Consider the following 10,055-nt stretch of genomic DNA (forward strand, 5'->3'; position numbering starts at 1 on the left):
GACGGGTCCGCCGGCGAATCACCCTCTCGACACCAGGCGACGACAGCACGGGCTCACTCATGCGCGCACAACACCACGCGCCGTCCATCCGGTCAAGCTATTTCTGGCAAGCCTGTCAGCGCTCGTAGCGGGCGACCACCACCGCGGCGGCCAGGTCCCCGGTCACGTTCACCGTGGTGCGGCACATGTCGAGGAAGCGGTCGACGCCGAGCACCAGGCCGATCGCCTCGGGCGGGATGCCCACCATGCCGAGGATCATCGCGATCACCGGGATCGAGCCCGCCGGCACGCCGGCGGTGCCGATCCCGCCGAGCACGCAGATCGCCGAGACCCCGAGCTGCTGCGCGATCGTGAGCTCGACGCCCGCCACCTGGGCGAGGAAGAGCACCGTGACGCCCTCGAAGAGGGCGGTGCCGTGCTGGTTGGTGGTGGAGCCGATCGTGAGGACGAAGTTCCGGACGTGCTCGGGGAGCGCGAGCTCCTGCTCGGCGACGCGCAGCGCGGTGGGCAGCGTGGCGTTGCTCGAGGCGGTCGAGAAGGCGGTGATCATGGCCTCGCGCGAGCCACGGAAGAAATCGCGCGGCCGCATGCGCCCGAGGCAGCGTACCGCGAGCGAGTAGACGACGAAGAGCTGGATCGCGAGCCCGGCGAGCACGACCAGCACGTAGGCGGCGAGGTCGCGCAGCACGTCGAAGCCCATGCGCGCCGTGGCGGTGAAGAGCAGGCACGCGACCCCGTAGGGCGCGAGCTGGATCACCCAGCCGAGCAGCGTCGTCACGACGTCGTAGACGCCCTCCAGCACCCCCTCGAGACGCCGCGCGCCCTCGCTGCGCGTGGCGGCGAGCGCGATCCCGAGGAAGAGCGAGAAGACCATCACCGCCAGCATGTCGCCGGTGGCCATCGCCTCGATCGGGTTCTTCGGCACGAGCTCGAGGAAGAACTCGACGCCGAAGCCGTCGCCCGCCGCGACCGGCGCCGCGGCGGGCGCCGCGGCCTCCGCCGCTGCGCGCGCCTCCACGCGGGTGCCCGGCGCGACCAGGTTCACGAGCGCGACCCCGAGCACCACCGCGATCACGCTGGTCGTGACCGTGTAGGCGAGCGTGCGCAGGCCCAGGCGCCCGAGCCGGCCAAGGTCGCCGAGGCCGGCGACACCGAGGGGCAGCGCGCTCACGATCAGCGGGATCACCAGCGCGAAGAGCATGCGCAGGAAGAGCTGGCCGGCGGGATCGGTGAAGCCTTCGACCAGCGAGTCGAGCCAGGGCTCGCCGGCGGCGGCCAGGTGCGCCGCCACCCCGAGCCCGGCGCCGGCCACGAGCCCGATCGCCATCTTGCGCGGCAGCGAGACCCGCGGACCCGACCGGCCCCCGGGCGGGCCGGGCCGCTCGCTCACTGCCACTCGGGCCCCGCCCCGCCGCGCGCCCGGGCGTGCGCCGCGAGCGCCCGGAGCCCGCCCCGGAAGTGCCAGGCCGCGAGCCCCGCCTCGCGCATCCGCTCGGCCAGGTGCGCGCTCTTCAGGCCGAACTCGCAGTAGAGCACGTAGCGGCCCTCGCGCGAGAAGGAGCGGTAGGCGGCGAGCGCGTGATCGAGGTCGAGGCGCAGCGCGCCGGGCCAGTGCCAGCCGCCGTAGGCCGCCTTCGAGCGCAGGTCGATCACGACCGCGTCGGCCGGGATCACGTCGATCTCGAGCTCGGGGATCGCGTCCGCCTCGGGGCCGAGGGCACGCAGGTCGAGCACGGCGCGCTCGGCCACCGCGCGCTCGAGCAGCGCCGGGTCGAGCTTCGCCTCCTCGGCCAGCACCGTCTCGAGCCGCGACACCGTGGCGGGGCGCGTCGGCACCATCGCGCAGTACTCGTCCACCACGGCCGAGAGCGCCGCCGTGCCGATCGCCTCGGCCTCGCGGATGATGTCGTCCTTGTTCGCGCCGACCAGCGGGCGCAGGATCGGGAGCGGCGTGGCCTGCGAGATCGTGGCCAGGTTGGGGAGGGTCTGGGAGGACACCTGCCCGACGGCCTCGCCCGTCACCAGTGCGTCGGCCTGGCGAGGGGCCGAGCCGCCGTGGGGATCCCGCTCGCGCGCCACGAGCTCGGCGGCGCGCAGCATCTGGCGCTTCAGGATCACCTGCCAGTAGCGGGTGCGGGTGCGCGCGCGGATGTCGGCGGCCACCGCGTCGAAGTCCAGCGCGTGCAGGTGCGGGCGCCCGCCGTAGGACCAGTGCTCGGCCAGGACGCGCGCCACGCGCAGGGTCCCGAGCTGGTGCGCGCGGCCGCCGAGGTTGCAGAACAGGTAGTCGAGCCGCACCCCGCGGCGCAGCATCTGCCAGGCGGCCACCGCCGAGTCGAAGCCGCCCGAGAGCAGGGCGAGCGCGCGGCCCTCGACGTCGAGCGGGAGCCCGCCCGGGCCCTTCACCACGTCGGCGCAGAAGTACGCCTGCCCCTCGTGCAGCTCGACGCGCGCCACCACCTCGGGGTTGCCGAGGTCCACGCCCGCGGCGCCCGGCAGCAGCGCGGCCCCGAGCAGCCGCTCGACGTCGCGCCCCGAGAGCTTGATCTTCGCGCGGTCGCCCACCCGGCGCGCGCGCACCGCGAAGCGCCGGCCCGCCACCGCGTCCCGGAAGAGCGCGGTCCCGGCCTCGACGACCTGCTCGAGCTTCTCGGCCGGGTGCACGCTCGCCACCGACAGCGACTGCACGCCGAACACGCGCGCCAGCACCTCCGCCGCGCGGGGGTCCTCGGTCGCCACCAGGATCCGGTTGCGCGTGCGCGAGACGCGTGCCGCGATCCCGCTGCTGCGCACCGCGTCGCCGACGTTGCGCACGAGCTGGCGCTCGAAGCGCGTGCGCGTCGGCCGCGCCTTCACGGCGATCTCGCCGGAGAAGCGCAGCAGCACGACGCGGGGCGCGGAGGTCTCGGGCACCCGGGGACGGTACCGCTACCTTGCGCCCCATGCTGCGCTGGAACCGCCAGCCCCTCGAGGCCGTGCTCCTCGACCTCGACGACACGATCCTCGACAACCAGGCCGGGCTCGAAGCGGCCTGGGCGCGCGTCGCCGCCGAGCTGGCGGGGCGGCTCGGCGACGTGCCGGCGCCGGCCGTGCGCGCCGCGCTCGCCGCGGCGAGCGACTGGTACTGGTCCGACGACGAGCGCCACCGGACGGGCCGGCTCGACATGCCGGGCTCGCGGCGCGCGGTGATCGGGCGCGTGCTCGACGTGCTCGGGCGCCCGGACCCGCGGCTCGCCGACGACGTGTCCGCCCTCTACACCGCCCTGCGCGACGCCTCCTACGCGCCCTTCCCCGGTGCCCTCGAGGCGCTCGCGCGGCTGCGCGCGTGCGCGCCCGCGCTGGGCCTCGTGACGAACGGCGCGGCCGATGCGCAGCGCGCCAAGATCGAGCGCTGGGACCTCGCGCGCTACTTCGACGTGATCGCGATCGAGGGCGAGGTCGGCGCTGGCAAGCCGGACCCGCGCCACTTCGGTCACGCCCTCGGCGCGCTCGGCGCCGATCCGGCCGCCACCCTGATGGCCGGCGACAACTACCACTGCGACGTGCTCGGCGCCCTCGCGCTCGGGCTGCACGCGGTGTGGATCGATCGCGAGGGGAGGGTCGCGCCGCCGGTCGCAGGCGCCGCTCCGCCCGGGACCGGCTCCCGGAGGCCGCATCGCACGCTCGCCTCGTTCGTCGAGCTGGCCGGGGAGCTGGGGGTCTAGTGTCCGGTGTCGGAAGTTCGCCGGCGAAGTCTCGAGCCGTCGCGGGCGGCTCGGTGTGCACCGCGATCGAATGCAGGCGAACTTCCGGGACAGGGCACTAGCCCTTGGCCCTGCGGACGGTCGTCGTGGTCGGTGCCTCCCTGGCGGGGCTGCGGGCCGTGGAGGCGCTGCGCGAGCGCGGCTTCGAGGGGCGTCTCGTCTGGGTCGGCGCCGAGCCGCACGCGCCCTACGACCGGCCACCGCTCTCGAAGGAGATCCTGCGCGGCGAGTGGGAGCCGGAGGCGATCGCGCTGGCCCGTGGCGGGCTGGAGGCCTTCGGCGCCGAGCGGCGCTTCGGCGTGCGAGCCGCCTCGCTCGACACCGCCGGGCGTCGGGTCGTGCTGGCGGGCGGCGAGCGGATCGCCTTCGACGGCCTCGTGATCGCGACGGGCGCCGCGGCCCGCCGCCTGCCCGGGCAGCCCGTGCTCGCGGGGGTCCACGTCCTGCGCACGCTCGGCGACGCGCTCGCGATCCGCGACGCGCTCGCGAAGCGGCCGCGCGTCGCCGTGGTGGGCGGCGGCTTCCTCGGGGCGGAGGTCGCCGCGAGCTGCCGGCAGATGGGCCTCGCGGTCGCGATGATCGAGGCGCTCGGCAACCCGCTCGAGCAGGCGCTCGGGCCCGCGCTCGGCGGGCTCTACGCGGGGCTGCACCGGGAGCACGGGGTGGAGCTCGTGACCGGCGCGCCGGTCGAGGCGCTGGAAGGCGCGGGCCGCGTCGAGCGCGTGCGCCTGGCCGGCGGCCGCCGCCTGGACGCCGAGCTGGTGGTCGTCGGGATCGGCGTGCGGCCCGAGACCGGCTGGCTCGAGGGCTCGGGGCTCACGCTGCGCGACGGCGTCGTCTGCGACGAGCGCTGCCGCGCGGCGCCCGGGATCGTCGCCGCCGGCGACGTGGCGCGCTGGCGCCACCCGCGCTGGGGCGAGCTGCGCCTCGAGCACTGGAGCCACGCGGTCGAGCAGGCCCGGGCCGCGGTGGGCGCGCTGCTCGACGGCGACGCCGCGCCGCCCTTCGCGCCGGTGCCCAGCGTCTGGTCGGAGCAGTACGGCGCGAGGCTCCTCGTTGCGGGCCTGCCGCGGGCGGGCGACGAGCTGCGGGTCGTCGAAGGCAGCCTCGAGGAGCGCCGCTTCACCGCGCTCTTCGGGCGCGCGGGACGGCTCACCGGTGCGGCCGCGATCGGCCCGGCGCGCCGCTTCCTCCCGTGGCGGCGCGCCCTCGCCGGGGACCTCGGCCTCGACGAGGCGCTCGCCCGCGCGGGCGCGTGATCCGTAGAACGATGTTTTTTCGTGGGATCGCCCGTGCGCAAGTGGTATGAAACGCCTGCGCCCGGTCGGGGGGGACCCGCCGGCTCCCTCGTGGACCGCGGAGGATCCATCTCGATGAACGCCAGGAAGCTTCGCAAGACCACCCCCGCCCTCGCCGCCACCCTCGGGCTGGTGGCCGGGACCACCCTGCTCGGCGGGTGCGCCAAGATCGCCGACGACCCGGTCAGCTGCGGCGTGATCGGGTCGATCGCGGGCGGCCTCGCGGGTGGCGCGCTCGGCGCCGTCTTCGGCTCCTCGGGCAACGTGACGGGCGGAGCGATCCTCGGCACCACGCTCGGGGCCGGCATCGGCGCCTTCGGCGGCTACCAGATCTGCAAGCACCCGACCCTCGAGTCGGACCAGGAGCGCGACCGCGAGCACCGGCTCCAGACCAGCCCCGCGAACAAGGCCCCGGGCTCCTGGGTCTCCGAGGAGCCGGCGGCCGGCGAGGTGGGCGGAGAGGCGGGCGGCGAGGACTAGCGCCCGCTCCCTCGCTCGCGTGCCGCCACCCCCGGCCCCTTCGGGCACGCTCGGCCGGCCGCCGCAGGCGCGCGGCCGGCCGGCGCCGTACCCCGTCTCGCCGTCGGCGGCTTGCCGCTTCGCGAGCACGCAGGAGCGACCGCCGCAACCCGCTCCCGCGTCGCTCTCCGGTGGCGCAGCGGCCCGGCCGCGGGCGACCCCGGCCTGCGCATTCCCGGGCACCGTCAAGTCCCGCCGGGCCGGCGCCGATGGAAGGAGCGGTGGATCGCGCGGCCGGGGGTGCCTCATGCAGACCCATGCCGCGTCGCTGCGCATCGATTCCCCTCCCGAGCTCCCGGATCGCTACTGCGTCGACGTCCTCACCTGGGCGGAGGTCGGCGAGCACGGCATCAGCTACCTGAACGGGAGCTGCCGCGAGACGCTCCAGTGGGCGAGCGTGCTGCGCGGGCTGGCCGCCGAGGTCGGCGAGCCCGAGGGCGTGCGCACGGTGGTCTTCGACCTCGTCGTCGAGCTGAAGGCGCGCGAGTGCGTGGTGTGCCGCTTCGACGCCGAGCCCGGGGCCGACGCCCAGGAGGTGGCGATGCAGATCGCCGCGAGCCTCGGCCGCGAACGCTGCTCGCGCTCGCTGGTGGCGCTGGCCGCCGAGGGCCAGGCGACCCGCCAGGTGCCCGACCTCGACACGCTCGCGGAGGCGGCGCTGGCCGAGCTGGGGCTGTAGCGGGGGCTGCGACATCCTCGGGTGCGAGGCCGCGCGGGATCTCACGAACCCTCCCGCCCGCTCGTCCTCGGAGCGATGCCCGCGAAGCCCCGGCGCGAACCGCGAGTGCTGCCTCCGTTCGAGCGCGTGGTCGCGGAGAACGGGCCCGCGCTGCTGCGCTTCTGTGCCGCGCAGCTCGGGCCCGCACGCGCCGAGGACTGCTTCCAGGAGACGATGCTCGCGGCGCTGCGGGCCTACCGCGAGCTGCGCGACCCGGGCGCCGTCCGCGCCTGGCTCTTCGCGATCGCCGCGCGCAAGGTGGTCGACGCCCACCGCGCGAGCGCGCGGGCGCCGCAGCCGGTGGCGGACCCGGAGCCGCTGGCCGCCGCGAAGCCGGCCGCCCCGCGCGACCCGGCGCTGTGGGCGCAGGTGCGGCGGCTGCCGGCGAAGCAGCGCCAGGCGGTGGTGCTGCGCTACCTCGGCGATCTCTCGCACCGCGAGATCGCCGCCGTGATGGCGACCAGCGAGGCCGCGGCGCGCCGCAACGTCTTCGAGGGCCTCGCGCGGCTGCGGCAGGAGCTCGCCCGGGAGTAGCCGGGAGGAGGCCGGGATCTCACGGACCGCCGGGCTCCCTCGTCCTACCGGCATGAGCCACGCCGACCGCCGGACGATCGAGGCGACGGAGAGGCTGGAGCGCCAGCTCGGCCAGAACGCAGGGCCCCACCCGCAGCGGTGGGAGCGGATGCGCCGCACGCTCGCCGAGCGGGCGAGCGCCGAAGGGCTCGTCGACGTCGCCCTGGCGCGGCACGACACCCCCCTGGGCTCCCTCGTGCTCGGCGCCACGGCCGCGGGCCTGCTGCGCGTCGGGCTGCCCGTCGAGAGCGAGGAGGCGCTGCTCGAGGAGCTGGCTGCGCGCGTCTCGCCGCGCGTGCTGCACGCGCCCCGCGCGTCGCTCGACGCCGCCCGCCGCCAGCTCGACGAGTACTTCGGCCGCCGCCGGCGCCGCTTCGACCTGCCCCTCGACTGGCGCCTCAGCGCGGGCTTCCGGCGCGCCGTGCTGCGCGTCACCGCGCGGATCCCGTACGGGAGCACCGCCAGCTATCGCGAGGTCGCCGGGAGGGCGGGGCGCCCGCTCGCGTTCCGCGCCGCGGGCAGCGCGCTCGCGACGAACCCCCTGCCGATCCTGGTGCCCTGCCACCGCGTGCTGCCCGCGAGCGGCGGGATCGGCGCCTACCGCGGCGGCACGCCCGCGAAGGAGCTGCTGCTCGCGCTCGAGGGCGCGTCATGAACAGCGGCCGCGAGGTGGACGGCGGAGCGCCGCGAGCGCGGCGGCTGCCGCCAGGCCGGCGGCGCCGGCCGCCGGCTCGGGAAGCCGGATCGAGCTGCTGAGGGCCCTCACGTAGGCGCCGTCGTGGAGGTCGATCCGGTAGATGCCGGGCGCAGCGACCTCCCATTGCTGGACGAGGCCTTCGGGGGGCACCGGGACCTCGTCCTCGACCGCGCCGTTGCGGAACAGCCGCAGCTGCGGGGCGATGTCTCTCGCGGGGACGTTCAGCACCTCGGCGTGGAGGGTGCCGCTCGGGTCGGGGATCGCGTCGCCCATGATGCCGGAGCCGCCGAGGTCGCCTTCGACCGAGAAGCGCAGGTCCGCGCCGTCCGCCCGGGTCTTGGCGTAGGTGTGGCCGGCGCGGATGCCGGCGAGGATCCCTTCCTCCGACAGCTCCTCGGCGTAGACGACGGTGGCGGCGTTGCCGATCGGGGAGTCGAACTCGTCGTTCGGGTCGTCCGCGCCCGCCTCGTGGGAGTCGCTGACCCCGACGGCCGCGATGCGATGGCCCTCCGCGAGGCGGTCCTCCCAGAACCCGGTGGCCCACTCGCCGAACAGGAAGAAGGTCGTCTCCGAGCCGGACGGGACCTCGATCGCCTGCACGCGCGCGTAGTCGCTCTGCTCCGGGGTGTAGTCCCAGGAGCAGCCGCGGCACAGCTGCTGGCAGAGGGGGATGCTCGACGGGCAGGACTGGGCGTGATTGATCTGGGCCAGGCCGCCGGCCGCCTCGATCTCGGCGAAGAGCTCGGCCGGCGTGCGGTCCTCGCGCAGCAGCGTGAGCGCGCCCGAGCCGGGATCGAGCTCCCAGACGGGGCCGCCGATCCGGTGGTCGAGGTAGCGGAGCGAGCGGTGCTGGTTCGCGTGGCCGTGGTAGGTGATGGTCTCCGAGCTGCGGAGGATCACCTTCCCCGGATGGTCGCCCTGGTAGCGGCCGATCTCGCCCCAGGCGCTCGGGGTCACGTAGTCGCTGAGCGCGATGAAGTCGAGCCCGGCCTTGCCTTCGCTGCGGGGGCCGAAGGCGTAGTCGAAGGTCTCCGTCATGGTCGCGTTGCCGAGCGCCGAGTGCTCGGCGTGGACGTGCAGGTCGCCGGTGTACCAGCCGGGCTCGAGGCTCGCGGGCGTCTCGTCGTAGGGGGCCGGCTGGTAGGGCTCGTCGTCGAAGGCGGGGTCGCTCGAGAGCTCGATCTCGACCCGGAAGTCGGCCTGGCCGTCGCCCCCGCTGCCCGTGTCGTCGACGACGAAGCCGGCGCCGAGCTCGACCGCCCAGGTGCCGGGCGGGAGCGGGCCGGGCAGGAAGCCGCGCGTCGTGCGGCCCGCCACGTGGCCCTTCGGATCGGCGAGGTACTCGGCCTCGCTCGAGAAGCCCTGTGCCGTGACGGAGACGTCGGGGTGGCTCGAGCCGCCCCAGCCGCGGAACTGGTCGGGGCCCCAGGGCTCGCTCTCCGCGCGCGCCTGCCACAGGCCGAGGTCCACGGTGTTGCCGCCGCCTTCCCAGCAGTACTTGACCCGGATCTGTGTCGTTCCCTCCGGGACCTCGAAGGGCAGCATGAGGTAGTCGCCGATCCGCGCCTGCGGAAAGGCGCCGCTGACGGTGAGGTCCGGGGCGATCGGGTCGCCGGGGCAGGGGCCGAGGGAGTTCGGGCCGATCGGGATCGACGGTCCCTCCTGCCCCGAGGCCGGCAGCGCCGCCGCCGCGACGAGGAGCACCAGGGCGGGGAGGACGGAGCGCGGGCGGGGCTCGGGCATGGAGGTCTCCTGCGAGCGCGCGAAGGTAGTCGAAGCGAACCCGCCATCCAGGCGTCGAAGTCGCCATTGCGGGGTCGGCGGGCGAGTTCCAGACTCCCGCGCGTGTCCAACGCCCAGGGGGCTTTCCGTGAGGGGTGAGGCTTCATGACGTCCAGGACGATGACGGTTGGCTTGGGTTCGCTCGCACTCGCGCTCGCGCTCGTGGCGGCGGGCTGCTCGAAGAAGGGCCCCAGCGCCGACGAGGCCGGGCTCGATGGCGGCATCGGCTCGAGCGAGTTCGACACCGGCTCGGGGGTCGGTGCGGCGGGCGAGTACGGCGAGCCCGAGAAGGTGAGCGAGCTCGCGAGCGTCTACTTCGACTACGACAGCTTCGAGGTCCGCTCCGACGCGCGCGCCACCCTGAAGGCGAACGCGGGCGCGATCCGCAACCACGACGAGTGGCGCTCGGTGGTCGTCGAGGGCCATACCGACGAGCGCGGCAGCGAGGAGTACAACCTGGCCCTCGGCGAGCGCCGCGCGCACGCGGCCCGCCAGTACCTCGAGGACCTCGGGGTGCCCGGCGCGCGGATGCGGGTGGTGAGCTTCGGCGAGACCGCACCGGCCGTGCAGGGCAACGACGAGTCCGCCTGGCGCTGGAACCGCCGCGTCGAGTTCCGCGTGACGCGCTGACGGAGGGGACAGACCCGGCGATTCGGCGATTCGCCTGACGGCGGGGACAGACCCGGCGATTCGGCGAATCGCCGAATCGCCGGGTCTGTCCCCTC

The 10,055-nt window shown here is 75.4% G+C and carries 10 protein-coding genes; 7 read left to right on the forward strand and 3 right to left on the reverse strand.

Going from position 1 to position 10,055, the window contains the following annotated elements; translation table 11 throughout:
- Positions 1–115 precede the first annotated feature (115 nt).
- On the reverse strand, positions 116–1,327 hold the full coding sequence (locus tag OZ948_19475; GenBank protein ID MEB2346899.1) for a dicarboxylate/amino acid:cation symporter: 1,212 nt from the start codon (positions 1,325–1,327) through the stop codon (positions 116–118).
- A 59-nt stretch (positions 1,328–1,386) separates the two neighbouring features.
- Complete coding sequence (locus OZ948_19480) at positions 1,387–2,913, reverse strand: THUMP domain-containing protein (protein ID MEB2346900.1); 1,527 nt, start codon at positions 2,911–2,913, stop codon at positions 1,387–1,389.
- A 29-nt stretch (positions 2,914–2,942) separates the two neighbouring features.
- On the opposite strand from OZ948_19480, the gene OZ948_19485 reads away from it, so the two are divergent.
- The 6 genes from OZ948_19485 (at position 2,943) to OZ948_19510 (ending at position 7,506) form a co-directional block, all read left to right on the forward strand.
- Complete coding sequence (locus OZ948_19485) at positions 2,943–3,704, forward strand: HAD-IA family hydrolase (GenBank protein MEB2346901.1); 762 nt, start codon at positions 2,943–2,945, stop codon at positions 3,702–3,704.
- Positions 3,705–3,808: 104 nt separating this feature from the next.
- Positions 3,809–5,002 (forward strand): FAD-dependent oxidoreductase, encoded by a 1,194-nt coding sequence (locus OZ948_19490; protein ID MEB2346902.1) that lies wholly within the window; start codon positions 3,809–3,811, stop codon positions 5,000–5,002.
- A gap of 114 nt (positions 5,003–5,116) precedes the next feature.
- Positions 5,117–5,521: a hypothetical protein gene (locus OZ948_19495; protein MEB2346903.1), complete on the forward strand. Its 405-nt coding sequence runs from the start codon at positions 5,117–5,119 to the stop codon at positions 5,519–5,521.
- A gap of 286 nt (positions 5,522–5,807) precedes the next feature.
- The gene (locus tag OZ948_19500) at positions 5,808–6,239 is read left to right on the forward strand and encodes a hypothetical protein (protein MEB2346904.1); all 432 of its coding nucleotides are present in this window, start codon (positions 5,808–5,810) and stop codon (positions 6,237–6,239) included.
- Between the two features lie 108 nt (positions 6,240–6,347).
- Positions 6,348–6,812, forward strand: coding sequence for a sigma-70 family RNA polymerase sigma factor (locus OZ948_19505; GenBank protein ID MEB2346905.1), 465 nt, complete (start codon positions 6,348–6,350; stop codon positions 6,810–6,812).
- Positions 6,813–6,864: 52 nt separating this feature from the next.
- Positions 6,865–7,506, forward strand: coding sequence for a methylated-DNA--[protein]-cysteine S-methyltransferase (locus OZ948_19510; protein MEB2346906.1), 642 nt, complete (start codon positions 6,865–6,867; stop codon positions 7,504–7,506).
- Here OZ948_19510 and OZ948_19515 read toward each other — a convergent pair.
- Positions 7,501–9,291 (reverse strand): CehA/McbA family metallohydrolase, encoded by a 1,791-nt coding sequence (locus OZ948_19515; GenBank protein ID MEB2346907.1) that lies wholly within the window; start codon positions 9,289–9,291, stop codon positions 7,501–7,503. The two genes, OZ948_19510 and OZ948_19515, sit on opposite strands and share 6 nt — an antisense overlap.
- Before the next feature lie 171 nt (positions 9,292–9,462).
- Here OZ948_19515 and OZ948_19520 point away from each other — a divergent pair, with 171 nt between their 5' ends.
- Positions 9,463–9,960 carry an OmpA family protein gene (locus OZ948_19520; GenBank protein MEB2346908.1) on the forward strand — a complete coding sequence of 166 codons (498 nt, stop codon included), beginning with the start codon at positions 9,463–9,465 and terminating at the stop codon, positions 9,958–9,960.
- Positions 9,961–10,055: the final 95 nt, after the last annotated feature.

This window comes from Deltaproteobacteria bacterium (genome assembly GCA_035063765.1).
Classification (GTDB): domain Bacteria; phylum Myxococcota_A; class UBA9160; order UBA9160; family PR03; genus CAADGG01.

Bases quoted from the DNA above. Each gene is read 5' to 3' on its own strand.
- OZ948_19475 (MEB2346899.1), bottom strand. From the start codon at position 1,327: ATGGCGATCGGGCTCGTGGCCGGCGCCGGGCTCGGGGTGGCGGCGCAC.
- OZ948_19485 (MEB2346901.1), top strand. From the start codon at position 2,943: ATGCTGCGCTGGAACCGCCAGCCCCTCGAGGCCGTGCTCCTCGACCTC.
- OZ948_19495 (MEB2346903.1), top strand. From the start codon at position 5,117: ATGAACGCCAGGAAGCTTCGCAAGACCACCCCCGCCCTCGCCGCCACC.
- OZ948_19500 (MEB2346904.1), top strand. From the start codon at position 5,808: ATGCAGACCCATGCCGCGTCGCTGCGCATCGATTCCCCTCCCGAGCTC.
- OZ948_19510 (MEB2346906.1), top strand. From the start codon at position 6,865: ATGAGCCACGCCGACCGCCGGACGATCGAGGCGACGGAGAGGCTGGAG.
- OZ948_19515 (MEB2346907.1), bottom strand. From the start codon at position 9,291: ATGCCCGAGCCCCGCCCGCGCTCCGTCCTCCCCGCCCTGGTGCTCCTC.